Source organism: Serratia sp. GW822-FHT06E05 (assembly GCF_058799445.1).
Window position 1 is genome coordinate 1,174,077 of record NZ_JBXALM010000001.1, and the last position, 25,035, is coordinate 1,199,111.

Annotated in this window: 23 protein-coding genes and 1 other annotated feature; of the genes, 17 read left to right on the forward strand and 6 right to left on the reverse strand. The window is 56.8% G+C overall.

Annotation, left to right across the window (positions count from 1 at the left end; genetic code table 11):
- Positions 1–52: 52 nt before the first annotated feature.
- The 4 genes from deoC to AC1RKC_RS05580 all read left to right on the forward strand — a co-directional run bounded on the left by deoC (position 53) and on the right by AC1RKC_RS05580 (position 5,361).
- Positions 53–733, forward strand: a complete 681-nt coding sequence (deoC, locus tag AC1RKC_RS05565) for a deoxyribose-phosphate aldolase (protein ID WP_020826066.1) — start codon at positions 53–55, stop codon at positions 731–733.
- A gap of 141 nt (positions 734–874) precedes the next feature.
- The gene (gene deoR / locus AC1RKC_RS05570; RefSeq protein WP_046374028.1) at positions 875–1,639 is read left to right on the forward strand and encodes a DNA-binding transcriptional repressor DeoR; all 765 of its coding nucleotides are present in this window, start codon (positions 875–877) and stop codon (positions 1,637–1,639) included.
- A gap of 968 nt (positions 1,640–2,607) precedes the next feature.
- Complete coding sequence (locus AC1RKC_RS05575) at positions 2,608–3,903, forward strand: HAAAP family serine/threonine permease (RefSeq protein WP_020826064.1); 1,296 nt, start codon at positions 2,608–2,610, stop codon at positions 3,901–3,903.
- Positions 3,904–3,993: 90 nt separating this feature from the next.
- Positions 3,994–5,361, forward strand: a complete 1,368-nt coding sequence (locus tag AC1RKC_RS05580) for an L-serine ammonia-lyase (protein ID WP_020826063.1) — start codon at positions 3,994–3,996, stop codon at positions 5,359–5,361.
- Positions 5,362–5,429: 68 nt separating this feature from the next.
- Here AC1RKC_RS05580 and AC1RKC_RS05585 read toward each other — a convergent pair whose 3' ends face one another.
- Positions 5,430–6,635: a serine hydrolase gene (locus tag AC1RKC_RS05585; RefSeq protein ID WP_020826062.1), complete on the reverse strand. Its 1,206-nt coding sequence runs from the start codon at positions 6,633–6,635 to the stop codon at positions 5,430–5,432.
- Positions 6,636–7,099: 464 nt separating this feature from the next.
- Here AC1RKC_RS05585 and AC1RKC_RS05590 point away from each other — a divergent pair, with 464 nt between their 5' ends.
- Positions 7,100–8,467: a pyridoxal-phosphate dependent enzyme gene (locus AC1RKC_RS05590; RefSeq protein WP_122077983.1), complete on the forward strand. Its 1,368-nt coding sequence runs from the start codon at positions 7,100–7,102 to the stop codon at positions 8,465–8,467.
- Between the two features lie 14 nt (positions 8,468–8,481).
- Positions 8,482–9,627, forward strand: coding sequence for a trans-sulfuration enzyme family protein (locus AC1RKC_RS05595; RefSeq protein WP_493091926.1), 1,146 nt, complete (start codon positions 8,482–8,484; stop codon positions 9,625–9,627).
- Positions 9,628–9,696: 69 nt separating this feature from the next.
- Here the strand turns inward: AC1RKC_RS05595 and AC1RKC_RS05600 are convergent, their stop codons facing one another.
- Positions 9,697–10,716, reverse strand: coding sequence for an isopenicillin N synthase family dioxygenase (locus AC1RKC_RS05600; RefSeq protein ID WP_261157279.1), 1,020 nt, complete (start codon positions 10,714–10,716; stop codon positions 9,697–9,699).
- 294 nt (positions 10,717–11,010) lie between these two features.
- Here AC1RKC_RS05600 and AC1RKC_RS05605 point away from each other — a divergent pair, with 294 nt between their 5' ends.
- Both AC1RKC_RS05605 and AC1RKC_RS05610 read left to right on the forward strand, forming a co-directional pair.
- Entirely contained in the window at positions 11,011–11,667 is a 657-nt protein-coding gene (locus tag AC1RKC_RS05605) for an HAD family hydrolase (RefSeq protein ID WP_046374032.1), read from the forward strand.
- A 106-nt stretch (positions 11,668–11,773) separates the two neighbouring features.
- On the forward strand, positions 11,774–12,394 hold the full coding sequence (locus tag AC1RKC_RS05610) for a glutathione S-transferase family protein (RefSeq protein ID WP_020826056.1): 621 nt from the start codon (positions 11,774–11,776) through the stop codon (positions 12,392–12,394).
- Positions 12,395–12,433: 39 nt separating this feature from the next.
- Here the strand turns inward: AC1RKC_RS05610 and AC1RKC_RS05615 are convergent, their stop codons facing one another.
- Entirely contained in the window at positions 12,434–13,531 is a 1,098-nt protein-coding gene (locus AC1RKC_RS05615) for a PQQ-dependent sugar dehydrogenase (RefSeq protein WP_493091923.1), read from the reverse strand.
- Positions 13,532–13,662: 131 nt separating this feature from the next.
- On the opposite strand from AC1RKC_RS05615, the gene AC1RKC_RS05620 reads away from it, so the two are divergent.
- Positions 13,663–14,082, forward strand: coding sequence for a GNAT family N-acetyltransferase (locus tag AC1RKC_RS05620; RefSeq protein WP_115059333.1), 420 nt, complete (start codon positions 13,663–13,665; stop codon positions 14,080–14,082).
- Positions 14,083–14,093: 11 nt separating this feature from the next.
- Positions 14,094–15,074, forward strand: a complete 981-nt coding sequence (gene corA / locus AC1RKC_RS05625; RefSeq protein WP_410529293.1) for a magnesium/cobalt transporter CorA — start codon at positions 14,094–14,096, stop codon at positions 15,072–15,074.
- A 39-nt stretch (positions 15,075–15,113) separates the two neighbouring features.
- On the opposite strand, the gene AC1RKC_RS05630 is transcribed toward corA, so the two are convergent.
- Positions 15,114–16,496 carry a sodium:solute symporter family protein gene (locus AC1RKC_RS05630; protein WP_149573128.1) on the reverse strand — a complete coding sequence of 461 codons (1,383 nt, stop codon included), beginning with the start codon at positions 16,494–16,496 and terminating at the stop codon, positions 15,114–15,116.
- A 73-nt stretch (positions 16,497–16,569) separates the two neighbouring features.
- Positions 16,570–17,502 carry an agmatinase gene (speB, locus tag AC1RKC_RS05635; protein WP_128864056.1) on the reverse strand — a complete coding sequence of 311 codons (933 nt, stop codon included), beginning with the start codon at positions 17,500–17,502 and terminating at the stop codon, positions 16,570–16,572.
- 246 nt (positions 17,503–17,748) lie between these two features.
- Between speB and AC1RKC_RS05640 the strand changes: the two genes are divergently transcribed.
- The gene (locus tag AC1RKC_RS05640; RefSeq protein WP_020826050.1) at positions 17,749–18,690 is read left to right on the forward strand and encodes a LysR family transcriptional regulator; all 942 of its coding nucleotides are present in this window, start codon (positions 17,749–17,751) and stop codon (positions 18,688–18,690) included.
- On the opposite strand, the gene AC1RKC_RS05645 is transcribed toward AC1RKC_RS05640, so the two are convergent.
- The gene (locus AC1RKC_RS05645; RefSeq protein WP_020826049.1) at positions 18,683–19,507 is read right to left on the reverse strand and encodes an SDR family oxidoreductase; all 825 of its coding nucleotides are present in this window, start codon (positions 19,505–19,507) and stop codon (positions 18,683–18,685) included. The two genes, AC1RKC_RS05640 and AC1RKC_RS05645, sit on opposite strands and share 8 nt — an antisense overlap.
- Before the next feature lie 229 nt (positions 19,508–19,736).
- Here AC1RKC_RS05645 and hisL point away from each other — a divergent pair, with 229 nt between their 5' ends.
- From hisL to hisH, 6 genes are all read left to right on the forward strand, one after another.
- Complete coding sequence (hisL, locus tag AC1RKC_RS05650) at positions 19,737–19,784, forward strand: his operon leader peptide (protein ID WP_101495319.1); 48 nt, start codon at positions 19,737–19,739, stop codon at positions 19,782–19,784.
- Positions 19,760–19,886, forward strand: a sequence feature (His leader region). (Overlaps the previous gene by 25 nt.)
- Positions 19,887–20,081: 195 nt before the next feature.
- Positions 20,082–20,981, forward strand: a complete 900-nt coding sequence (gene hisG, locus AC1RKC_RS05655) for an ATP phosphoribosyltransferase (RefSeq protein ID WP_041414374.1) — start codon at positions 20,082–20,084, stop codon at positions 20,979–20,981.
- A 4-nt stretch (positions 20,982–20,985) separates the two neighbouring features.
- Complete coding sequence (hisD, locus tag AC1RKC_RS05660; RefSeq protein WP_122077964.1) at positions 20,986–22,293, forward strand: histidinol dehydrogenase; 1,308 nt, start codon at positions 20,986–20,988, stop codon at positions 22,291–22,293.
- On the forward strand, positions 22,290–23,378 hold the full coding sequence (gene hisC, locus AC1RKC_RS05665; RefSeq protein ID WP_493091919.1) for a histidinol-phosphate transaminase: 1,089 nt from the start codon (positions 22,290–22,292) through the stop codon (positions 23,376–23,378). Before hisD ends, hisC begins: the two co-directional genes overlap by 4 nt.
- Entirely contained in the window at positions 23,375–24,442 is a 1,068-nt protein-coding gene (gene hisB / locus AC1RKC_RS05670; RefSeq protein ID WP_128864053.1) for a bifunctional histidinol-phosphatase/imidazoleglycerol-phosphate dehydratase HisB, read from the forward strand. The genes hisC and hisB overlap by 4 nt, the downstream gene beginning before the upstream one ends.
- Positions 24,442–25,032, forward strand: coding sequence for an imidazole glycerol phosphate synthase subunit HisH (hisH, locus tag AC1RKC_RS05675; RefSeq protein WP_046374040.1), 591 nt, complete (start codon positions 24,442–24,444; stop codon positions 25,030–25,032). The genes hisB and hisH overlap by 1 nt, the downstream gene beginning before the upstream one ends.
- The last annotated feature ends 3 nt before the right edge of the window (positions 25,033–25,035 follow it).

Genomic DNA, 25,035 nt, shown 5'->3' on the forward strand with positions numbered 1-25,035 from the left:
ATTCTAACATTATTCACATTGTGCTTTGATCAAACCTCAACAAGGAATCGAAATGACGACTGAAAACATTGATTACGCCCGCTATGTCGACCACACCCTGCTGGCGATGGATGCCACCGAAGAACAAATCGCCAAACTCTGTGAAGAAGCGCAGCAGCACAACTTCTACGCCGTTTGCGTTAACTCCGGCTATGTGCCGCTGGCTGCACATCTGCTGCAGGAAAGCGAAGTGAAAATCTGTTCGGTGATCGGCTTCCCTCTGGGTGCCGGCCTGACCGTAGCCAAAGCTTTCGAAGCCAAAGCGGCGATTGCAGCCGGCGCGCAGGAAATTGACATGGTGATCAACGTAGGCTGGCTGAAAAGCGGCCTGCTGGATGAAGTCAAAGCCGACATCGCCGCCGTGCGCGAGGTTTGCGCGGCGATCCCGTTGAAGGTAATATTGGAAACCTGCCTGCTCAGCGATGCGCAGATCGTTCAGGTTTGTGAAATGTGTCGCGAACTTGATGTGGCCTTCGTTAAAACCTCTACCGGCTTCAGCACCGGCGGTGCTCGTGAAGAGCACGTCAAGCTGATGCGTGCGACGGTAGGCAGTGAGATGGGGGTTAAAGCATCCGGCGCCGTGCGCGATCGCGCAACCGCCGAGAAGATGATCAAAGCAGGCGCTACTCGTATCGGCACCAGCTCTGGCGTAGCAATCGTTTCCGGTGATCAGGCTGCCGCCGGCAGCTACTGATAAACTGAGGCGCCTCAGTACCGGGCGCGCGCCGTGATAATCTGATGCGGGGTAATGTGTCCAGCCTTAGGCTGGTCAACTATTACCCCGCATTTGTGTGTTCGGCCCTGGAGAATGGCTCTTAACCCTGTGGGAAGACAGATGGAAACTCGGCGCGAAGAACGAATCAATCGGTTAGTCCAGGCGTTAAAGCGCTCTGACAAGATCCATTTAAAAGAAGCCGCCGTGCTGTTGGGCGTTTCAGAAATGACCATCCGCCGCGATCTCAGCGCGGAGCCGGCCGCCGTGGTGCTGTTGGGCGGCTATGTGGTCGCCGATCCCCGCAGCAATGGCGTCACCAACTATTTTGTCTCCGATCAAAAGGCCAAACAGGTCACGGAAAAGCGTCGTATCGGCCTGCTGGCCGCAGCGTTGATCAACGAAAACGACACCGTATTTTTCGACTGCGGCACTACCACCCCGGCGATCATCGATGCCATTGCCGACGATCTGGTGTTCACCGCAGTATGCCACTCGCTAAATACCTTTCTGGCGCTCCAGGACAAACCGAACTGCAAAGTGATCCTGTGCGGCGGGGAATTCAAGCCGAACAACTACATTTTCACCGCCGTCGGCCAGCACAACGAGCTGGATCATATCTGCCCGAATATCGCCTTTATCTCCGCCGCCGGTCTGAGCCTGCAGCATGGCGCCACCTGCTTTAATTTTGACGAGCTGGAAATGAAGCACCGGGCAATGGCCATGGCACAGCAAAAAATCCTGGTGGCCGATCACAGCAAGTTCGGTAAAACCAAGCCCGCCTGCATTGGTCCGCTGACGCAGTTCGACCGGGTGATTACCGATCGTCAGCCCGAGCCGCAGTTTGCGGACTTTTTCAGTGAAAACGCGATCGCCATTCGTTTTTAAGCTGAATTTTACCGTCGGTTCCAGCCGACGGTGCCCTTCCCTGGCTCCCTTCTCTCTGCAAAAATTGAACAAATAATCTTCGATTGATGCGCAAATCTCTTTATCCACAGCCAATCTCAGGTTAATAAATTGCAACAGTTCTTCCTGCTTATTCCTTTAGCACGGATAAATCCCACACAATATTACTTTCACGCCCGGTATCTACGGGGTTTTATATGATAAATCGTAATAACATCTACAAGATAAATATCAACAATTACGCAACCAATTCGGTTTAAATATAACCAATTTGGTTTATTTATATGATGAATGGTTAAGCATTTTTATCCGCTATCCAGTTAAGTAGTTTACCTTCGTTATTAGCGGGATATTTTAAATAAAATCAGATAAAACAATTAATTAAAAGTTAATTCACTTAAAATCACAATGTGATCTACGTCACTAAAACCGCTTATTCCGGGTTTTTAGCTAGATCCAAACCCACGCTTAAAATATATTGCTCGGCTTGCTGACAACGGCAGCGTTTTATCTGGTTACAGATCGTCCACACCGGATAAATCCTGAAACATCCATGAGAGCGTTTTCAGCATGAAATCTTACACAAGTGCGCAACATATGCATGAAAAACCAATAAAAAAGCAATTAACCGCACATATTACGCATTTGAGAGCATGATCACGGTTGTTTCTACTGTAAATCGTTATCTTGCCGCCAACGAAAATCGGCAGGCCATGACCTTCCGGCAGCAGTATCGATGTGAGGCCCTTCGGGAGCGGAATATCATTTGATTAATTATCCGCCACACTGGCCAACGGTAATTAGCATAATAAACAACCAGGGGGACGCCAATTATCCCCGCAAGCAACACCTGATTCTTACCGATGCCGCCATCTGCTCTTGCGACATTCGGTTTTAACCTTAAGTTTTGCCTTTAATTTTAAATTAACGTGTTCACTTCGGAGATATTTATGGACACTACACAGACCGGCACCATTGCCTCTGCGGCTTCTGGCTCTACCAGTACCTGGCGTAAAACCGACACCATGTGGATGTTGGGCCTGTACGGCACCGCGATCGGCGCAGGCGTTTTGTTCCTGCCAATCAACGCCGGTATCGGTGGTTTGATTCCCCTGATCATCATGGCCATCATCGCTTTCCCGATGACCTTCTTCGCCCACCGTGGCCTGTGCCGTTTCGTGCTCTCCGGTAAAAATGCCGGTGAAGACATCACCGAAGTAGTTGAAGAACACTTTGGTATCGGCGCCGGTAAGCTGATCACCCTGCTCTACTTCTTCGCCATCTACCCAATCCTGCTGGTTTACAGCGTGGCGATCACCAACACCGTCGACAGCTTCATTACTCACCAGTTGGGTATGACGTCGCCACCGCGCGCCATTCTGTCGCTGATCCTGATCGTGGGCCTGATGACCATCGTTCGTTTCGGTGAGCAGGCTATTGTGAAGACCATGAGCATCCTGGTGTTCCCGTTTGTTGGCGTGCTGATGCTGCTGGCTCTGTACCTGATCCCTAACTGGTCCACCGCCATCTTCGACAACGTTTCCCTGTCCGGCGCCGGTACCGGTATGGGCCACGGCCTGATCATCACCCTGTGGCTGGCGATCCCGGTCATGGTGTTCTCCTTCAACCATTCGCCGATCATCTCCGCCTTTGCGGTAGCCAAACGTGAAGAATACGGCCAGGAAGAAGCCGAGAAGAAATGCTCTCGCATTCTGGGCTTCGCTCACATCATGATGGTGTTGACCGTTATGTTCTTCGTGTTCAGCTGCGTGCTGAGCCTGTCGCCGGAAAACCTGGCGGAAGCCAAGGCACAGAACATCTCCATTCTGTCCTACCTGGCCAACCACTTTAACAACCCGATGATCGCCTACATCGCGCCGGTTATCGCCTTTATCGCCATCACCAAATCGTTCCTGGGCCACTACCTGGGCGCACGTGAAGGTTTTAACGGTCTGATCGCCAAATCGATGAAGAGCCGCGGTAAAACCATCAGCACCAACAAGCTGAACCGCATCACCGCCATCTTCATGCTGGTGACTACCTGGATTGTTGCGACCCTGAACCCAAGCATCCTCGGCATGATCGAGAACCTGGGTGGTCCAATCATCGCCATGCTGCTGTTCCTGATGCCGATGTACGCTATCCGTAAAGTGCCTGCCATGCGCAAATACAGCGGCCACATCAGTAACGTGTTCGTGGTAGTGATGGGCCTGATCGCCATCTCCGCAATCCTGTACAGCCTCTAATCCAGCCCGGCCGGCGCCCTGTGCGCCGGCTTCTCTGCACGGCCCCCTTTCCTGCATTAACGCCTAACACCTGAAGAAGGAGGCGAAACCATGGTCAGCGTTTTCGATATTTTTAAAATTGGTATTGGCCCATCCAGCTCCCACACCGTCGGTCCGATGAAAGCCGGCAAGCTGTTCGCCGATGAGTTGATCGCCAGCCAGCAGTTGATGGATACCACCCGCGTCGTGGTGGACGTCTACGGCTCGCTGTCTCTGACCGGCAAAGGACACCACACCGATATCGCCATCATTATGGGCCTGGCGGGTAACCTGCCGCACGACGTGGATATCGACGGTATCGCCGGTTTTATCCGTGACGTTGAGCAACGCGGTCGCCTGCTGATGGCCAAGGGTCATCACGAAGTGGATTTTCCGCTGCAAACCAGCATGAACTTCCACAGCAATAATCTGCCGCTGCATGAAAACGGCATGCGCATTAGCGCCTTCGCCGACGAACGTCTGCTGCACAGCAAAACCTATTACTCTACCGGCGGCGGTTTTATCGTCGATGAGGAACATTTTGGCCTGTCGGAGGCGAATCCGGTTCAGGTGCCCTTCCCGTTCAATTCGGCGCGTGACTTACAACAGCACTGCAAGGACGCCGGTCTTTCGCTGTCCGGTCTGGTGATGCAAAACGAGCTGGCGTTGCACAGCAAGGCCGAGATCGACGCGCACTTCGCCGAAGTCTGGCAAGTGATGCGTGCCGGTATTGAACGCGGCATGAATACCGAAGGCCTGCTGCCCGGCCCAATGAAGGTTCAGCGCCGCGCCGCAGCTCTGCGCCGTATTCTGGTGACCGGCGACAAGAACAACATCGATCCGATGAACGTCGTTGATTGGATTAATATGTTCGCCTTCGCCGTGAATGAAGAAAACGCCGCCGGTGGCCGCGTGGTGACCGCCCCAACCAACGGTGCCTGCGGCATCATCCCGGCGGTACTGGCCTATTACGACCAGTTTATTCGCCCGGTGAACCCTAATTCCTATAGCCGTTACTTCCTGACCTCCGGCGTCATTGGCGCGCTGTACAAGATGAACGCCTCTATTTCGGGTGCAGAAGTGGGCTGTCAGGGGGAAGTGGGCGTCGCCTGCTCCATGGCGGCGGCCGGTCTGGCGGAATTGATGGGCGGCAGCCCAGCTCAGGTTTGCATCGCGGCGGAGATCGCCATGGAGCACCATCTGGGGCTGACCTGCGATCCATTGGCTGGCCAGGTTCAGGTGCCCTGTATCGAACGTAACGCGATTTCCGCGGTGAAAGCGGTCAATGCAGCACGTATGGCGCTGCGTCGTACCAGCGAGCCGCGGGTGTGCCTGGATAAGGTGATTGAAACCATGTATGAGACGGGCAAGGACATGAACGCCAAATACCGTGAGACGTCGCAGGGCGGTCTGGCGATCAAGGTGGTCGCCTGTAACTGATAAAAGCAGAGGGCGCCATCATGCGCCCTCTGTTTGATAACAACGTGGTCTTTGAACCCTCGTGATAACTAGCCGAACACGCTGCCGAACCACTGGGTCAGTTTCATCATCACCATGTCCCAGATACGGCTGAAGAAGTTCCCTTCTTTCACCTCTTGCATCGCCACCAGCGGATATTGCTCGATGGTTTTGCCGTCAAGTTGGAAATCGATGGTGCCAACCACCTGATTTTTTGCCAATGGCGCTTCCAGCGTCGGCTGGTTCAGCTTGTAACTGGCCTTCAGGTTTTTCATCTGCCCTTTCGGGATAGTGACCGCCGCATCTTTCGCTACGCCCAACGGCACCTCGCCAACGTCGCCAAACCACACTTTCTGGGTAACAAACGGCTTGTCGGTTTTGATAGGGGTGGCGGTTTCGTAGAAGCGGAAGCCCCAGGTCAGCAGCTTTTCACTTTCGCTAAAGCGGACGCGATCGCTCGGCGCGCCCAGCACTACCGAGATCAAACGCATCGGGCCATCGGTGGCCGAGGCCACCAGGTTATGACCGGCGCCACCGGTGTAACCGGTTTTAATGCCGTCAACGTTCAGGTTGGAGCTCCACAACAGACGGTTGCGGTTAACCTGGCGGATCTTGTTGAAGGTGAACTCTTTTTCTTTATGCAGCGCATATTCATCCGGCACGTCGCGGATCAGTGCCTGACTCAGCAGCGCCATATCACGTGCGGTACTGTACTGCCCTTCCGCATCCAGCCCGTGCACCGTCAGGAAGTGGGTATTCTGCAGGCCCAGCGATTTGGCGTAGTTGTTCATCAGGCCGACAAACGAATCCTGGCTACCCGCGACATAATCGGCCAGCGCGATGCTGGCGTCGTTGCCCGACTGAATGACGATGCCTTTGTTGAGCTCCATCACCGGCACCTGGTCGCCCGGCTTGATAAACATCAGCGAGGAGCCGCGCAACGCCGGGTTACCGGTAGCCCAGGCATCTTTACCTACGGTGACCATGTCTTCCGGCTTGATCTTGCCGGCCTTGATCGCCTGGCCAATCACGTAGCTGGACATGATCTTGGTCAGGCTGGCGGGATCGAGCCGGGTATCGGCATTGCCCTCCGTCAGAATTTTGCCGCTGTTGTAATCCATCAGCACAAAAGCTTTGGCATCGACCTGCGGGGCAGCCGGCGCTTCCGCCGCCTGTACGACAGGCGCAGCCAACAACAGGATGCTGACGCTAAAGGTTAATTTTTTCAGGGTAGTGGAAAAGTTTTTTTTCATCATGACGTCGCCAGAGTATCCATTCAAATCATTGAAATAGCGTTAACTTTCAAACATATTCACGTTTTCAGCCAACCAGCGAGAGTGGCCCGATACGCGTTTTCCAACCGCAAACTCCCTGCGGCCCCATGACGGGTTGAGCGGCGTACCGAAAATGCCCTTGCTGTGAGTTTATTAGATTCATCTTATTTTTGCAGGGTTTAGCGCGAATTTTCAGCATTTTTACATAACTGTACGCTGTTACGCATAAATTGGATGAAAAGCCGACGGCGCGTCGTTTTTTTAAACGGCCCACGGCCATACGGCTGAACATCTGCACCGCTGAACATCCATGCCTCCATACGTCCAAATTGAATTAATATATTCCAAAAAAGCATATTGAGTGGTTATTTGTTCTTTTTAATGGGCTTATTGACAGCGCTATCATCCAGATAACGGCTTTAAACCGAATTATTCTGGAGATCCTCATGGCAATACCGCATTCCGTCATCGATATGATCGGTAACACCCCGATGCTGGAACTGACTCAGTTTGATACCGGCCCCTGCCGCCTGTTCGTCAAGCTTGAGAATCAAAACCCCGGCGGCTCCATCAAAGACCGCGTAGCGCTGTCGATGATCGAGCAAGCGGAACGCGACGGCAGCCTGCAGCCCGGCGGCACCATCATTGAAGCCACCGCCGGCAACACCGGCTTGGGCCTAGCGCTGGTGGCGGCCCTGAAGGGGTATAAGCTGTTGTTGGTGGTGCCGGACAAGATGAGTCGCGAGAAGATTTTCCATCTGCGCGCCCTGGGAGTAGAAGTGGTGCTGACCCGCTCCGACGTTGGCAAGGGGCACCCGGCTTACTATCAGGATTACGCCAAACGGCTGGCCGACGAAATCCCCGGTGCGTTTTATATCGATCAGTTTAACAACCCGGCCAACCCGGCGGCCCATACCCGTACCACCGCGCCGGAACTGTGGCAGCAGATGGAGCATCAGGTCGATGCCATCGTGGTTGGCGTCGGTTCCGGCGGCACACTCGGCGGCCTGAGCCACTATTTTGCCGAAGTCTCGCCGCAAACCGAGTTCGTGTTGGCGGATCCGGCCGGCTCGATCCTCGCGGACTATCTTGATAACGGCCAGATCGGCGAGGCCGGCAGTTGGCTGGTGGAAGGGATCGGCGAAGATTTCATTCCGCCGCTGAGCGACTTTAACCAGGTGCGCAATGCCTATCGTATCGGCGATGCCGAAGCCTTCACCACCGCGCGCGATCTGCTGCGCAAAGAAGGCGTGTTGGCAGGCTCATCCACCGGCACCCTGTTGGCGGCAGCGCTGCGCTATTGCCAGGCACAAACAGAGCCGAAACGCGTGGTCACCTTCGTCTGCGACAGCGGCAACAAATACCTGTCTAAAATGTATAACGACCACTGGATGCTGGAACAAGGCCTGCTGAGCAAGCCGCAGCATCAGGATTTACGCGATTTGATCGCCTACCGTCATGACGAAGGGGCCGCCGTTTCGGTCGCACCGGAAGACACGCTGGCTATCGTTCATGCCCGCATGCGGCTGTATGACATCTCGCAGCTGCCGGTGCTGGAAGGCGATCGGGTTGTCGGCCTGATCGACGAGTGGGATCTGCTCAATGCCGTGCAGGCGGACGCCAGCCACTTCAGTCTGCCGGCCGCCCGCGCCATGACCCATTCGGTCAAGACGCTGCAAAAAGAAGCCAGCTATCAGGATTTACTGGCCACCTTCAATCACGGCCACGTAGCGGTCGTCCTCGACGGTGAGCGTTTCCTCGGTTTGATTACCCGCACAGACGTGCTTAACGCCTGGCGCCAAAAATTACGTTAATAAGGAATGATTGTATGGCCAAGTTTGATACGTTGACGGTTCATGCCGGTTACACGCCAGATGCCACCGGTGCGGTAATGCCGGCCATTTATGCGACCTCCACCTACGCCCAACCGGCGCCGGGGGAGCATACCGGTTATGAATATTCACGCAGTGCCAACCCAACGCGCACCGCGTTGGAGAGCGCCATTGCCGAACTGGAAGGCGGCAGCCGTGGGTATGCCTTTGCCTCTGGCCTGGCCGCCTGTTCAACGGTGCTGGAGCTGCTCGATCAGGGTAGCCATCTGGTGGCAGTCGACGATCTGTACGGCGGCACCTATCGCCTGCTGGAGAAGGTCCGCAGCCGTACCGCAGGCCTGCGCGTCACCTATGTTTCCCCGGCGGACCTTGCCGGGCTGGAACAGGCCATCGAATCGGATACCAAAATGATCTGGGTTGAAACGCCGACCAACCCATTGCTGAAATTGGCTGATCTGAGCACCATCGCCACCATCGCTAAAAAACACGGTTTGATCAGCGTAGCGGACAACACCTTTGCCTCGCCTTATATCCAGCGTCCGCTGGAACTCGGCTTTGATGTGGTGGTGCATTCCGCCACCAAATACCTCAACGGCCATTCCGACGTGGTCGCCGGTGTCGCTGCGGTGGGGAATAACCCAGAGTTGGCCGAGCAGCTCGGCTTCCTGCAAAACGCGGTGGGCGGCATTCTCGATCCGTTCAGCAGCTTCCTGACGCTGCGCGGCATCCGCACGCTGGCATTGCGTATGGAGCGTCACAGCAACAGCGCCTTGCGTATTGCCCAGTGGCTGGAAGGCCAACCTCAGGTAGAAGAAGTCTACTACCCTGGTCTGCCGAGCCACCCGCAGCACGCGTTGGCGACCAGGCAGATGAGCAGCTTTGGCGGCATGATTTCCGTACGGCTGAAAGGCGACGATGCCTATGCCCGCCGGGTGATCAAACGTTCACAGCTGTTTACCCTGGCAGAAAGCCTCGGCGGCGTGGAAAGCCTGATCAGTCAGCCGTTCAGCATGACTCACGCTTCTATCCCGCTGGAACAGCGGATGAAAACCGGTATTACGCCACAATTGCTGCGCCTGTCGGTAGGGATTGAGGATGCGGAAGATTTGATCGCCGATCTGCAGCAGGCACTGGCAGAGTAATTCAAAACAATCGGGTCGAACATGTTCGACCCGACTCACCCGGTTGGGCGCGGTATGCAGCCTCCTCCCTTAAGCAACCACATCCTGGTAATAACGCTGCGCCACATCCGGATGGGAACGGATGCGTCCTTTCAGGTAGTTAAAGCCTACGTCGCGCAACAGCGGATTATGCGGATCGCTGGTTGGGCCATGGGCTTCCGCGGCCAAATGTTCAGGCAGCTGATACACAGGCACCACCGCGTCCAGTCGCGCCCCGAGGAAGAAAGCAATCGACAGTCGATCGCTCCCCGCCGGTGGCGTCTCCACCCGATGTACCGTGGCACGCAGGTAGCCGTTGGTTGCCAACTCCAGCAATTCGCCAATGTTGACCACAAAGGTATCCTCAAGCGGTTCGGCGTCAACCCAGCGCCCTTCATCCACTTCAACCTGCAGACCTTTCTGCCGGTCCTGCAGCAGGAAGCTGAGAAAACCGGAGTCTTTGTGGGCGCCAACCCCCTGCCCGCTCGCGGTCGCTTCACGCCCTGGATAACGGATCAGTTTGATATGTTCATTGGGTTTGTCGCCGTAGAGCGAATCAAATGCTTGTTCCGGCAGTGAAAGCGACAGGGCAAAGGCGCGCAACAGCCGCAGCGACATGGCGGTCATTGCCTGCTGCCATTGCAATAACAGCGGTTTCAGCTCGGGCAGTGCCCCCGGCCATTGGTTCGGCCCTTGCAAACGCGCCCAGCGTGGGGTTGCTTCAGCCAACGGCAGCGCCGCTCGCTCTGCACCGATATCAAACTGTTCGCGCCAGTCCGGCTGGCCGCGGGTCAATTCAGCCGCCGCACGGTTATAGCCGCGAAAATGCGGCGAATGCACCATCTGCACCGCCAGTTTGTCGGCTTCCGGCAGGGCGAAAAACTGCCTCGCCAGCCGTTGCAGCTGTGCATTCAGGGCACTATCAACGCCGTGGCCACGCAAATAGAAAAAGCCGACGTCACGCGCCGCAATACGCAAACCGTCAAGAAACGCCTGCCGCTGCCCGGCGTCGCCATCAAGCTGCGAAAGATCCAGCAGCGGCAACTTCTTCAGCGTCAGTGGGGGTGTCATCATCCTGTTCCTCTTCATCCCCGACAAAAATCGGGCCGGTATAAAGGCGAATTATCAGCATCTTCAACTCCTGGATAGCCAGCGTATTACCCCTATAGTTACCACTGCGGCTCAAGCGTCAGCCAATATTGTTGTGTTCTAAGTTATGCAAACCTTCAACAAAGCGTCGCAAAACTGTCATCAATGCGACTTATGCTCTGCGCAATTTCGTTGTCGCCACTGGCTGGCGACTAACGCTATCCGCTATTCTATAAACAGCCCCATTCCCCCTCCCTGCCTGCCGGAGAAATACTGATGGATTTAGCCTTATTCGACCTGGATGAAACCCTGATTGATGAAGACAGCGCCAGCCTATGGATGCGTTGGTTGGTCACTGAAGGGTTTGCACCGGCGGAACTGGAACAGCAGGAACAGCAACTGATGCAGCACTATTATCAGGGCAAGCTGTCCATGGAGGACTACATGCAGGCCACGCTGGCACCGCTGACCGGCCTGAGTACCGAAACGGTGGCCGGCTGGGTGCAGCGCTATATTCGCCGCGATATCCTGCCGCGAGTCTACCCTGCCGCCCGCGAGCGGCTGCTGTGGCACCGCGAGCGTGGTGATTGCATTCTGGTCATTTCCGCCACGGGCGAGCACCTGGTGGCCCCCATTGCCGCCCAGCTTGGCGCCGACGGCGCGCTGGCCATCGGCGTCGAAGTGCAAGACGGCCGCTTCACCGGCAACACCTACGGCACCATGACCTACCAACAGGGCAAGGTTATCCGCCTGAAAAAGTGGTTGGCTGAACATCCGGAACTGAGCTTCGAGCACAGCCACGGCTACAGCGACTCCCTCAACGACAAGGCGATGCTGGAATACGTCGACAGCGCCACGGTAATCAACCCCGACAGCGAACTCAACGCGTTGGCGCTGGAGAATGGTTGGGAGATTTGCCGCTGGGAACGCTGAATGTGTCGCCCACGTCGGCAAAAAATGCCTTCCAGTGTGACAAGCGCTGAATTGTGGAGTAGGAATAATTAGTTAGGTTGATTAACCCACGTAAAAGAGGCGTTCTATGCTGACCATTTGGGGTCGTGAAAATTCGAACAACGTCAGGAAAGTGCTGTGGTGCGCCGCAGAGCTGGAGCTGAGTTACAGCCATATCAACGCCGGAGGCGCTTTCGGCAAGGTGAACGACGAACTCTACCGTTCATTGAACCCGAATGGCCTGGTGCCGCTGCTGCAAGACGATGACTTTGTGCTGTGGGAGTCCAACACCATAGTGCGCTATCTGGCTGCGAAGTTTGGTAGCGAACCTTTCTACCCGCAGGATCTGCAGGCGCGTGCCAGCGCCGAAAAATGGATGGACTGGACCACGGCCACCATTGTCAGTCACTTTAGCGTGGTGTTCTGGGGGTTGGTGCGTACCAAGCCAGAACTGCGTGACATGGCGAAGATCGAAGCGGCGATTGCCACACTGGAAAAGCATTTCGACATTGTGGAAGACACCCTGGGTCGTCAGCCTTACCTGTCCGGTGAAGACTTCGGTATCGGCGATATCCCGCTGGGCAGTTTCGCCTACGCCTGGTTCTCCATGCCGATCAAGCGCCAAGCTCGCCCGAACATGGAGCGCTGGTATAAGCAACTGACCGAGCGACCAGCCTATCAGCGCGGTGTGATGAGTGAGTTAACCTGAGTTTCCTGCGCCCCGCATCCGCTGGGGCGCAATTCTCTCCTAGAGCCCTACCCGCAGCAGCTTGCCGTTGCTTGCATCGGTTAACAGGTAAAGATAGCCGTCAGGCCCGACCCGCACTTCGCGAATGCGTTCACCGCGATCCTCCAGCAGCCTTTCTTCAGAAACCACGTTGTCTCCCTGCAGCGTCAGGCGGATCAGCGCTTCCTGGGCCAGCGCACCAATAAACAGCGAATGCTTCCAGGCAGGGAAACGCGGCGAATCATAGAATGCCATGCCGCTGATACCCGGCGACACCGGCCAATAATGCAGGGGTTGTTCGGTGCCCGCGACCTTCTGCCCTTTCGCCTCCGGGATCGCCAGCCCGGAGTAATTGATGCCATAGGTGGCTATCGGCCAGCCGTAGTTTTTCCCTGCCTGCGGAATATTGACCTCATCGCCACCGCGTGGACCGTGTTCGTTCTCCCACATCACCCCGCTCCACGGATTCAACGCCAGCCCCTGAGGATTGCGGTGACCGTATGACCAAATTTCCGGCCGTTTGCCGGCCTGGCCGACAAAAGGATTATCCGGCGGTACCGCGCCGTCGGCGGTTAAGCGCACCATTTTGCCCTGTAACTTGTCCAGATCCTGTGCCGTCGGCCGCTGATTATTCTCCCCGAGCGCGATAAACAGATTCCCCTGACGATCAAACGCCAGCTTGCCCCCAAAATGATTGCCGACCGACAGCTTGGGTTGCTGGCGGAAAATCACCTTGAAATTCTCCAGCCGTCGGTTGTCGGTGCTAAGTTGCCCGTAGCCTACCGCCGTCCCCGCTTTACCCTCATCACCCGCTTCGGCGAAGCTGAGGTAAACTCGTCGGCTGGTGGAAAAATCTGGCGCCAGCAACACTTCCAGCAAACCGCCCTGGCCTTCGGCATATACCTGCGGCACACCGGCGATAGGCGCCGAAAGCCCCTGGCCCGGCAGCCAGAGCCGTAAACGCCCCGGCCGTTCGGTGATTAACATTCCCTGTTCGCCGGGCAGAAATGCCAGCGACCACGGGTGTTCCAACTTGTCCTGCAATTGCGTTACCGTCGGCGCGGCGTGCAGCAAGCCGCTGAACAACAGCAAAGCGGCTATCATAGTCAATCGGTGCATAGCGTCCTCCTGGACAAAAAACAACCTACTCAGTGTAGTCCAGCAGGCTGATTTTGACGTTTGTTTTAAATTTCAACGTGTTGCCTTTTAGTCAGACTGTGCTTAAGTTAAGGGTTCACCAAGGAGGAAAGATGAACATCACCGTAACCGAGACGCTCAATGAAGACACCCTCGACGTTATTCGTCAGGGGCTTAGAGCCCACAACAGCCCCTATGTGGATCCCAGCTTGCGTAAGCCGCTTGGCATTTACGCCCGGGACACCGCCGGCCAGGTGGTCGCCGGCCTGACCGGCGAGACCTGGGGCAACTGGCTGAGCGTTGAATGGCTATGGGTAGCGGACTCGCAACGCGGCAGCGGCCTGGGGCGTAAAGTATTGCTGGCGGCGGAACGGGAGGCGAAAGCACGCGGCTGCCGCTATGTTCGTTTGGATACCTTTAGTTTTCAGGCGCGGCCGTTCTACGAAAAACTCGGTTATCAACTGCAGATGACGCTGCAGAATTACCCGGTGGAACATGAATGTTACTTTCTCACCAAAACCCTAATTGAATAGCAGGTGACCTGATGGAAACCGCAACCATGGTTGTGAATTGCGTGGCATACAAGGCCGGTGAACGGCTGGGCGAAGTGACCATTGATGATATCAGCGAGGTGGTCAAACAGCCGGATACCTTCGTCTGGCTCGGGCTGTGGCAGCCGGAAGACGCCTTTATGCGCAAAGTGCAGGAGGAGTTCGGGCTGCACGATCTGGCGATTGAAGATGCGCTGTGCGCCCACCAGCGACCGAAGCTTGAAGCTTACGGTGACTCGCTGTTTATCGTGGTCAAAACCGCGCAATGGGGCAATGACGAAATTGAGTACGGCGAAACACACTTCTTCGTGGGCAAGAACTTCCTGATCACGGTACGCCACGGCAAATCACCGAGCTACGCCCCAATCCGCGCCAAGGCCGAAGAGAACCATAAGCAAATGTGCCGCGGCCCGGGCTTTGCCTTGTATTCGGTGTTGGACTTTGTAGTAGATAACTACCGTAGCGTGGTGGCGAAGTTCGAAGCGACCATTGAAGGCATTGAAGCCAACATGTTCAAATCGGAATTTGATCAGGCCGCCATCGAGAACGTCTACACCCTGCGGCGGCACCTGCTGGCGCTGCGCAATGCCGCGATGCCGATGGACGAAATCTGCAATCAGTTGATCCGCCTGCATGAAGAAGTGATCCCGAAAGAGCTGCGCGCCTACGTACGCGACGTGCAAGACCATGCGCATCAGGTGGTCAGCAATATCGACGATATGCGCGAAATGCTGACCAACGCGATGCACGTCAATCTGGCGCTGGTCACCGTAAAACAGAACGAAGTGGTGAAACGCCTGGCCGGTTGGGGGGCGATCCTGGCGATCCCTACGGTGATTTTCAGCCTGTACGGCATGAACTTCGCCGACATGCCAGAGCTGAAGTTCCCCTGGGCCTACCACGCCACGCTGGGGGTCACCGTCGTCGGCTGCTTCTTCCTCTACCAGAAGCTGAAGCGCTCCGGCTGGCTTTAAACGAGGATGGGGCTGCGCATGGCAGCCCCTGATTACCGGTTACTCGGGCTGTACCTGCGGCTGTGGGCTTGGCCGGGTCAGTAAGCTGCCAATCAGGAAGGCCGCGCCGCCCGCCAGCAAGCCGCCGTAGATAGGGCTGTTGGCTTCAATACCCTGATAATACATCAGCCCCAAAACGCTCAGGCTGCCGGTCAGCATGCTGGCGATAGCGCCGGTGCTGGTGGCCCGTTGCCAGAAAATCGCACCAATCAGCGGGATCAGCATGCCGCCCACCAGCAGGTTATAAGCCAGCGTCAGCGCCGCCATCACGTCCCGCACCACAAACGCCAACCCCAGCATGATGCAGCCCATGATCAGCGTAGTAAATCGCCCGGCGGCCAGTCCGCCCGAGGGGCGCTTGCGAATCGCCGGCAATACGTCCTCCAGCGCGATGGTCGATGACGCCAGCAGGCAGGCGCTGGCGGTCGACATCAGCGCAGCCAGTGCGGCGGCGGCCACCAATCCGCTGACGCCCGGCGGCAGCACCGCCTGCGCAATGGCGGCAAAAGCCCCGTCGGTATTAGCCAACTGCGGCAGCACCAGCTTGCCGGCCATGCCGATCAACGCACCGGCTACGCCATACAGCACGCAATACACGCCGGCCCCTAATCCGGCATAACGAGCAATAGTGTTGCTGCGGGCGGTAAATACCCGCTGCCAGATATCCTGACCAATCAAAATGCCGAAGAAGTAGATCAGGAAGAACACCGCGATAGTATCCAGCCCGATGGATGATAGCCGGTAGTAGCTATCCGGCAGTTGGCTACTGAACGCCGTCCAACCCCCGGCTTTGACGATGCTCATCGGCATCAGCACCAACATCATGCCAACGGTCATGATGATAAACTGGATAATGTCGGTCAGCGTCAGTGACCACATGCCGCCCAACGTTGAATACAGCACCACCAAACCGCCACCGAGCAAAATCGACGTGATAAACGACAGATCGAACATCACCTGCATCACGCTGCCGATGGCAATGATCGACGTCACCGCCACCATCAGATCGTAGGCCAACATAATGGCGCCGCTGGTGACTCTGGCCGCTGGGTGATAACGACGCGACAGCACCTGGCTGACGGTGTAGAGCTTTAGCTTAAGCAACGGCTTTGCCAACACCATGCTCAGCACCACGATGCCCGCCCCCAGCGCACCGCACAGCCACACGCCAGAGATGCCGTAGGTATAACCCAGTTTGACGCTGCCGATGGTTGACGCCCCGCCCAGCACCACCGCAGACAGGGTGCCCAGATACAAACAGGGCCCCAGATTACGTCCGGCAACCAGATAATCCTCTTTGGTCGTCGCCCGGCGAACGCCTAACCAACCCACCGCTCCTATCACCAAAAAGTAAAACACCACTACCAGCAGATCGAGATTCATGAGTCACTCCGCATGTTTATTATTGTTATTGGATCCAGGCGCAACGGCTCCGCCGGTCAGGTATGGCGACGTCTTATCGCCCAGGCAGCACGCATAACATTTCAAACAGCAGGTTGGCCGCCAGCAGCGCGGTATTACCGGAACGATCGTAAGGCGGTGAGACCTCCACCACGTCGGCGCCGATCAGATTCAGCCCCCGGCATCCTCGGACAATTTCCAGGCCCTGCCATACCGACAACCCGCCAACTTCCGGCGTGCCGGTACCCGGAGCAAACGCCGGATCCAGCCCATCGATATCGAAGCTGAGATAAACCGGCCCACTGCCCATCTGCTCGCGCACTTCGGCCATCAGCGGCGCTAAAGAGCGATACCAACACTCTTCCGCCTGCACCACGCGAAACCCCTGCCGGCGCGACCAGTCGAAATCGGCAGCTTCATAGCCGCTGCCCCGCAGCCCAATCTGCACAACCCGCTGGGGTGCCAACAGCCCCTCTTCAAAAGCGCGACGGAAAGTGGTGCCGTGCGCCAGTTGCTCGCCAAACATCTCCTCATTGGTGTCTGAATGCGCATCCACGTGAATTAAACCGACCGGGCCATGACGGCCGGCGGCGGCACGCAGGATCGGCAACGTCAGCGTGTGATCGCCTCCCAGCGTCAGCGGGATGCAGCCATGGGCCAGAATGTCGCTATAGGCCAGTTCGATACGCCGAACGCTGTCCGCCAGACTGTAGGGATTGATGGCGACATCCCCCAGATCGGCAACCTGCAACCGTTCGAAAGGGGCAGCGCCGCTACCCATGTTGTACGGGCGGATCATCACCGACTCCTGACGGATCTGCCGAGGCCCATAGCGCGTGCCGCTGCGGTTTGAAGTGCCAATATCAAGAGGAATGCCAACGAAGGCCGCATCCAGACCGCGCGCATTTTCGGCAACGGGCAGGCGCATCATGGTAGGGATACCGGCAAACCGCGGCATGTCGTTGCCACTTTGGGGTTGATTAAGCATGTGTTTTCCTCGTTCTGGCATGATTTAATTTCAACATTTAGATAACAAATACAGGCTACCCCGATGGCCGACAGGTCTACCATTCCATCTTTGTGATGTAAGCATTGAAAACACCGATGTTTTGTAACGCGTTGAACTGTTGGTTTTATTTGTAATCTGTGACATAAAAAGAGTGATTTTGGCCCGTCAGGGTGACGCCATGGATGTTACCAATCGGTTAACAAGGGAAGTTTTGCGGAGGAAAAGATGCTCACTAATCTAAGCGACATCGATCTGCGGCTGCTGCGGGTGTTCGTCGCCGTCGCGGAGGCCCATGGCGTCAGCGCCGCCCAGGAGCCGCTGTTGATGAATCAGTCGACCATCAGCACCCATCTTGCGACGCTGGAGACCCGGCTGGGGTTTCGTCTGTGCCAGCGAGGGCGCTCCGGCTTTATGCTGACGCCCAAAGGGGAGCGCATATTGATCGCCTGCCGCACGCTGTTTAACGCCGCACGCGACTTCACCCGGGTCAGCCAGTCGCTGAACGGTCTGCTGACCGGCGATCTGCAAATCGGGCTGGTGGATAATCTGGTGTCGCTGCCGGGCAACCCCTTCAGCCGTGCTATCAAACAGTTTCAACGCCGCCATCAGGACGTGCAGTTGCAGTGCCGAATTTGCGCCCCCGGCGAAATTGAACAGGGGCTGCTGAATCAGCAGCTCGATTTGGGCATCGGTTATTTCGGCCAGCAGTTGGAAGCATTGCAGTATCAACCCTGGATAAGCGAAACGCAGGCGGTCTACTGCAGCAGCGATCATCCGCTGTTTACCGCAGAGCAACCGGGTCGCGAACAAATTGAAAATGCGCGTTGGGTCAAGCGAGGTTATCTGTTGGCGCAGCAGCTCTGCCCGTTGGCGCCGTTAAACCTCGGTGCCGTCGCCCACCATATGGAGGGGGTCGCCCATCTGGTGCTCAGCGGCGAATATCTCGGGTACCTGCCGACCCATTACGCCGCGCGCTGGGTTGAACAGGGGGCACTGCGGCAGTTAGGCGGGCAGGCGCTCTCCTACCAGGCAACCCTGAGCCTGGTGACCCGACCCGGAGCGCCAAAGGAGGCCTTGTTGGCGCTGATAGAGGATTTGAGCGGATTGGCGCGAGCGCCACAGACAAAAAACCCCGCAGGCGCGGGGTCAGATACTGATATTAATTGACCGGCATGCGCGCCGGATCCGGATACTGATATTCGAACCCCAGCTCATTGCAGATGCGGCTACCGTCCACCAGGCGCCCACCCTGCTCTGCCTCAATGGCGAATTGCGGCGGGGCCAGATGCAGCTGTTCGGCCAGCGCCGGGTAAAATTCACGCTTGGTGGGATGGGCCGGGGCGCAAAGGTTATAAACGTGACCGCCTTTCGGCAGTTTCAGCAACAGTTGAATCGCGGCGATCACATCGTCCTGATGCACCAGATTCACCCCTTGCGAACCGCCTTTGACGTCGACTTTGCCGGCCAGGAAACGACCGGGGTGACGATCCACACCCACCAGTCCCGCCAACCGCAAGATATCCACCGACGTGTTCGGCAGTTCATGCAGCCAACGCTCCAGTTCCACCAGCACTCGCCCCGAAGGCGAAACCGGCTGCAGCGGCGAATCCTCGCGTACCGTGCCGGTAGTTTCACCGTATACCGAAGTCGAACTGGTAAACAGAATACGCGGTACGCCAAAAGCCATCGCGCTGTCCACCAGCATGCGTACCGCATTGAAGTAGTTCTCGCTGCCCTCGACAGTGCGGCGCGCAGGCAATGTCACCACCAGCGCATCAACGCGCAGCAAAGACTCCAGATCCTCGGGTTCGCAAATCAGCTCCGGCGTCATTTCCAACTGATAACATTCAATGCCGCTCATCCGCGCGGCCTCAACGCCATCCGGCGTCGTTTTACTGCCAACGACGTCAAACCCACGGCTCATCAGCGACAGGGCCAACGGCATGCCCAGCCAGCCCAGACCAATAATGGCTACCTTTTTCATCACCTTCCTCTCCTGAAGATCGCAGCGCTTTACCCATTAAGGCTACGCCACTGCGTGAAGTGATACAATCCACCCAGTTTAAGCTTAGGTAAAGTCGCGTCCAGCTAATAACTCAACCTGTTTCAATAAATTAAATTTATGACCGTAAAAAAGGGTTGCGTGACAGACGGCGGATAGTTTAGGTTAATTAGCAATTGAGTTTGTAGCGACTTTATACAGAGAAAACACCATGACACGCATTCAGTTCAGCCACCATCATCACCATCATCCTGACTAGTCTTTCAGGCGATGTGTGCTGGAAGACGGTTTTTTAATCTTCCAGTGGCGCGCAGAATGCAAGAGAGAGCCCTCGGAAGATTTCTTCCGAGGGTTTTTTTTTGGCTCCGGACAGACAGAAAAAATAATTTTTAAAATAAATTCAAATATCCCAAATAATTCGAGTTGCTTGTAGGCGGCAACTGAGTGAATCCCCAGGAGCTTACTCAAGTAAGTGACTGGAGTGAATGAAGGCAGCCAACACCCAAGCCACTTGAAGTATGACGGGTATAAAATTACAGATTAAACAGAGGTTACCATGCTGGACAAAACACGTTTACGGATAGCAATGCAGAAGTCAGGCCGCCTGAGTGATGAATCCCAGGAGTTACTGGCGCGCTGCGGCATTAAAATCAACCTGCAGCAACAGCGCCTGATTGCCTTCGCGGAGAATATGCCGATTGATATCCTGCGCGTCCGTGATGACGATATCCCAGGGCTGGTGATGGACGGCGTGGTCGATCTGGGGATTATCGGTGAGAACGTGCTGGAAGAAGAGCTGCTCACCCGCCGCGCTCAGGGCGAAGATCCCCGTTACTTCACCCTGCGTCGCCTGGACTTCGGCGGTTGCCGTCTGTCGTTGGCTACCTCGCTCGACACGGAATACACCGGCCCGCAAAGCCTGCAAGACGCCCGCATCGCCACCTCTTATCCGCACCTGCTGAAACAATACCTCGATAAACAAGGCGTGCGCTTCAAATCCTGCCTGTTGAACGGTTCGGTGGAAGTGGCACCGCGTGCCGGTCTGGCCGACGCCATCTGTGACCTGGTCTCCACCGGTGCCACGCTGGAAGCCAACGGCCTGCGCGAAGTGGAAGTGATTTACCGCTCGAAAGCCTGCCTAATCCAACGTGACGGCGAAATGCCGGAAGCCAAACAGCAATTGATCGACCGCCTGATGACCCGTATTCAGGGCGTGATCCAGGCACGCGAATCCAAGTACATCATGCTGCACGCGCCGAGCGAGCGCCTCGACGAAATCGTTGCGCTGCTGCCGGGCGCGGAACGCCCAACCATACTGCCACTGGCCGGTGCGCAAAATCGCGTGGCAATGCACATGGTCAGCAGTGAAACCCTGTTCTGGGAAACCATGGAAAAGCTGAAAGCGCTCGGTGCCAGTTCGATTCTGGTGTTACCAATTGAGAAGATGATGGAGTAACGCCATGTCGACTTTCAATACTCCGGTCAATTGGGCAGGTTGCAGCGCCGAACAGCGCGCGGCACTGTTGATGCGCCCGGCGATCGCAGCCGAAGACAGCATCACCCGCACGGTGAGCGAGATCCTCGACAACGTGAAGGCCAACGGTGACCAGGCGCTGCGCGATTACAGCGCCAAATTTGATAAAACCGAGGTTGGCGCGCTGCGCATCACCGCCGACCAGATCGCCGCCGCCAGCGCTCGTCTGGGTGATGATATAAAACAGGCGATGGCAGTCGCGGTCGCTAACGTCGAAACCTTCCACAATGCACAAAAGCTGCCGCCGGTGGATGTGGAAACCCAGCCGGGCGTGCGTTGCCAACAGGTCACCCGCCCGATCGACTCGGTCGGGCTGTATATTCCCGGTGGCTCCGCGCCGCTGTTTTCTACCGTACTGATGCTGGCGACGCCGGCACGTATCGCCGGTTGCCGCCGCGTGGTGTTGTGCTCACCGCCGCCGATTGCCGATGAAATTCTCTATGCCGCGCAGCTGTGCGGGGTAAAGGAAGTGTTTCAGGTTGGCGGCGCACAGGCGATTGCCGCTATGGCATTCGGCACCGACTCCGTACCGCGCGTGGCGAAGATCTTCGGGCCGGGCAATGCCTTTGTCACCGAAGCCAAGCGCCAAATCAACCAACGGTTGGACGGCGCAGCGATCGATATGCCGGCCGGTCCTTCCGAGGTGTTGGTGATTGCCGATGCCGGTGCGACGCCGGCGTTTGTCGCCTCTGATTTGTTGTCGCAGGCGGAGCACGGCCCAGACTCGCAGGTGATTCTGCTGACGCCGGACGCCGTTATGGCACAGGCGGTAGCCGAAGCGGTCGAACAGCAACTGGCGCAACTGCCTCGCGCCGAAACCGCTCGTCAGGCGCTGGCCAGTAGCCGACTGATCGTCGCCAAAGATCTGGCCGAGTGCGTGGCGATCAGCAATCAGTATGGCCCGGAACACCTGATCATTCAGACCCGCGATGCCCGCGCCCTGGTCGACAGCATCACCAGCGCCGGTTCGGTATTTCTCGGTGACTGGTCGCCAGAGTCCGCCGGTGACTATGCGTCCGGCACCAACCACGTATTGCCGACCTACGGGTATACCGCGACCTGTTCCAGCCTGGGCCTGGCGGATTTCCAAAAACGCATGACGGTGCAGGAACTGACGCCGCAAGGCTTTATGAACCTGGCCGCCACCATTGAAACCCTGGCTGCCGCCGAGCAGTTGATTGCCCACAAAAACGCCGTCACCCTGCGCGTTGCCGCACTGAAGGAGCAAGCATGAGCATTGAAAACCTGGCGCGCGCCAACGTTCGCGAGCTGACCCCGTATCAATCGGCTCGCCGCCTGGGGGGCAATGGCGATGTGTGGCTGAACGCCAACGAATACCCGATCGCCCCGGAATTCCAACTGACCGCTCAAACCTTTAACCGCTATCCGGAGTGCCAGCCGGCACGGGTGATCGAGCGCTACGCCGATTACGCCGGGGTTAAAAAGGAACAGGTGCTGGTCAGTCGTGGGGCGGACGAAGGCATTGAACTGCTGATCCGCGCCTTCTGCGAGCCGGGCAAAGACGCCATCCTGCTCTGCCCGCCGACTTACGGCATGTACGCCGTCAGCGCTGAAACCTTTGGCGTGGAGCGTCGCACCGTGGCGGCCAAAAAGGACTGGCAATTGGATTTAGCTGCCATCGCCGACAGCCTGGATAACGTGAAACTGATATACGTCTGCAGCCCAAACAACCCAACCGGTAATCTGATCGATCCCAACGATCTGCGCACCCTGCTGGAAATGGCCAAAGGCAAGGCGATCGTCGCGGTTGATGAGGCCTATATCGAATTCTGCCCGCAGGCCAGCGTGGCCGCCTGGCTGAGCGACTATCCGCACCTGGCTGTCCTGCGCACTCTGTCAAAAGCCTTCGCGCTGGCTGGCCTGCGCTGTGGTTTTACTCTGGCCAACGAGGACTTGATCGCCCTGCTGCTGAAGGTGATCGCACCTTATCCGCTGTCTACTCCGGTCGCCGATATCGCTGCACAGGCGCTCAGCACCGAGGGGATCCGCGTGATGCGTCAGCGCGTTACCGATATTGCCGCCAACCGCAGTTGGCTGCAGCAGGCGCTGCAAAACTGCGCTTGCGTTGAGCAGGTTTTCGCCAGCGACAGCAATTACCTGCTGGCTCGTTTCACTGCTTCCAGTAATGTGTTTAAAACCTTATGGGATCAGGGCATTATCTTAAGAGACCAAAATAAACAACCTGGGTTGTCCGGCTGCCTGCGCATCACCATCGGCACCCGTGACGAATGCCAGCGCGTGGTTGACGCGCTGTCTGCCCTGCCCGGTGCAACCGAGACTCGCCAGGAGCCAATGTGAGCCAGAAATTCCTCTTTATTGACCGTGACGGCACGCTGATTGCTGAACCCCCAGAAGACTTCCAGGTTGATCGCCTGGACAAGCTGGCGCTGGAGCCGGACGTCATTCCTTGCCTGCTTGAATTGCAGCAGTCAGGTTACCAACTGGTGATGATCACCAATCAGGATGGCCTGGGTACCGCCAGTTTTCCGCAGGAAACCTTCGATCCGCCGCACGGCCTGATGATGCAGATCCTCAGCTCCCAGGGCATTCACTTCGAAGATATCCTGATCTGCCCACACCTGCCGGCGGACAACTGCGATTGCCGCAAACCCAAAACCGCGCTGGTCAAAGGCTATCTGGAGCCCGGCGTGATGGATACCGCTCACAGCTACGTGATCGGCGATCGCCCCACCGACGTTCAACTGGCGGAAAACATGGGCATTCAGGGCTTGCGCTATCAGCGCGATACCCTGGGCTGGAAAGAGATCACCCGCCAACTGACCCAGCGCGATCGTCATGCGCAGGTTAACCGCGCCACCAAAGAAACCCAGATCGACGTCAACGTCTGGCTGGATCGCGAAGGCGGCAGCAAGATCAAAACCGGCGTGGGTTTCTTCGATCACATGTTGGATCAGATCGCCACCCACGGCGGCTTCCGCATGGACATCAATGTTAAGGGCGATCTATATATCGACGATCACCACACGGTAGAAGACACCGGTCTGGCGCTGGGCGAAGCCCTGAACAAGGCATTGGGCGACAAACGCGGCATCGCACGTTTCGGCTTTGTGCTGCCAATGGACGAGTGCCTGGCGCGCTGCGCGCTGGATATCTCCGGCCGTCCGCACCTGGAATACAAGGCTGAATTTAACTATCAACGCGTCGGCGATCTGAGCACCGAAATGGTCGAACACTTCTTCCGCTCGCTGTCTTACACCATGGGTTGCACGCTTCACCTGAAAACCAAAGGCAAAAACGACCATCACCGCGTCGAAAGCCTGTTCAAAGTGTTTGGCCGTACGCTACGCCAGGCGATCCGCGTTGAGGGCAATACCCTCCCGAGCTCGAAAGGAGTGCTGTGATGAACGTGGTGATTTTAGACACCGGCTGCGCCAACCTGTCTTCTGTCACCTACGCGGTGCAGCGACTGGGTTATCAGCCTCAGGTAAGCCGTGACCCGGAGATCGTGTTGCGCGCCGATAAGCTTTTCCTGCCGGGCGTCGGCACAGCGCAGGCGGCCATGGATCAGTTGAAGCAACGCGAGTTGATCGATTTGATCAAAGCCTGCACTCAGCCGGTGCTGGGTATTTGCCTCGGTATGCAGTTGCTGGCAAAAAGCAGCGAAGAGAATGGCGGTATCGACACGCTGGGCATTATCGAGACGCCGGTCACCCAGATGACCGACTTCGGTCTGCCGCTGCCGCACATGGGCTGGAACCAGGTGTCGGCACAAGCCGGCCACCATCTGTTCCGTGGCATTGAAGACGGTGCCTACTTCTACTTCGTTCACAGCTATGCGATGCCGATATGCCCAAGCACCATCGCCCAGGCGAACTACGGCGAGCCCTTCACCGCCGCCGTGCAAAAAGACAACTTCTTCGGCGTGCAGTTTCATCCAGAACGTTCTGGAGCAGCCGGTGCGCAACTGTTGAAAAACTTTCTGGAGATGTAGGCA

Coding starts and splice junctions, on each gene's coding strand:
- deoC (WP_020826066.1), top strand. CDS start 53: ATGACGACTGAAAACATTGATTACGCCCGCTATGTCGACCACACCCTG.
- deoR (WP_046374028.1), top strand. CDS start 875: ATGGAAACTCGGCGCGAAGAACGAATCAATCGGTTAGTCCAGGCGTTA.
- AC1RKC_RS05575 (WP_020826064.1), top strand. CDS start 2,608: ATGGACACTACACAGACCGGCACCATTGCCTCTGCGGCTTCTGGCTCT.
- AC1RKC_RS05580 (WP_020826063.1), top strand. CDS start 3,994: ATGGTCAGCGTTTTCGATATTTTTAAAATTGGTATTGGCCCATCCAGC.
- AC1RKC_RS05585 (WP_020826062.1), bottom strand. CDS start 6,635: ATGATGAAAAAAAACTTTTCCACTACCCTGAAAAAATTAACCTTTAGC.
- AC1RKC_RS05590 (WP_122077983.1), top strand. CDS start 7,100: ATGGCAATACCGCATTCCGTCATCGATATGATCGGTAACACCCCGATG.
- AC1RKC_RS05595 (WP_493091926.1), top strand. CDS start 8,482: ATGGCCAAGTTTGATACGTTGACGGTTCATGCCGGTTACACGCCAGAT.
- AC1RKC_RS05600 (WP_261157279.1), bottom strand. CDS start 10,716: ATGACACCCCCACTGACGCTGAAGAAGTTGCCGCTGCTGGATCTTTCG.
- AC1RKC_RS05605 (WP_046374032.1), top strand. CDS start 11,011: ATGGATTTAGCCTTATTCGACCTGGATGAAACCCTGATTGATGAAGAC.
- AC1RKC_RS05610 (WP_020826056.1), top strand. CDS start 11,774: ATGCTGACCATTTGGGGTCGTGAAAATTCGAACAACGTCAGGAAAGTG.
- AC1RKC_RS05615 (WP_493091923.1), bottom strand. CDS start 13,531: ATGCACCGATTGACTATGATAGCCGCTTTGCTGTTGTTCAGCGGCTTG.
- AC1RKC_RS05620 (WP_115059333.1), top strand. CDS start 13,663: ATGAACATCACCGTAACCGAGACGCTCAATGAAGACACCCTCGACGTT.
- corA (WP_410529293.1), top strand. CDS start 14,094: ATGGAAACCGCAACCATGGTTGTGAATTGCGTGGCATACAAGGCCGGT.
- AC1RKC_RS05630 (WP_149573128.1), bottom strand. CDS start 16,496: ATGAATCTCGATCTGCTGGTAGTGGTGTTTTACTTTTTGGTGATAGGA.
- speB (WP_128864056.1), bottom strand. CDS start 17,502: ATGCTTAATCAACCCCAAAGTGGCAACGACATGCCGCGGTTTGCCGGT.
- AC1RKC_RS05640 (WP_020826050.1), top strand. CDS start 17,749: ATGCTCACTAATCTAAGCGACATCGATCTGCGGCTGCTGCGGGTGTTC.
- AC1RKC_RS05645 (WP_020826049.1), bottom strand. CDS start 19,507: ATGAAAAAGGTAGCCATTATTGGTCTGGGCTGGCTGGGCATGCCGTTG.
- hisG (WP_041414374.1), top strand. CDS start 20,082: ATGCTGGACAAAACACGTTTACGGATAGCAATGCAGAAGTCAGGCCGC.
- hisD (WP_122077964.1), top strand. CDS start 20,986: ATGTCGACTTTCAATACTCCGGTCAATTGGGCAGGTTGCAGCGCCGAA.
- hisC (WP_493091919.1), top strand. CDS start 22,290: ATGAGCATTGAAAACCTGGCGCGCGCCAACGTTCGCGAGCTGACCCCG.
- hisH (WP_046374040.1), top strand. CDS start 24,442: ATGAACGTGGTGATTTTAGACACCGGCTGCGCCAACCTGTCTTCTGTC.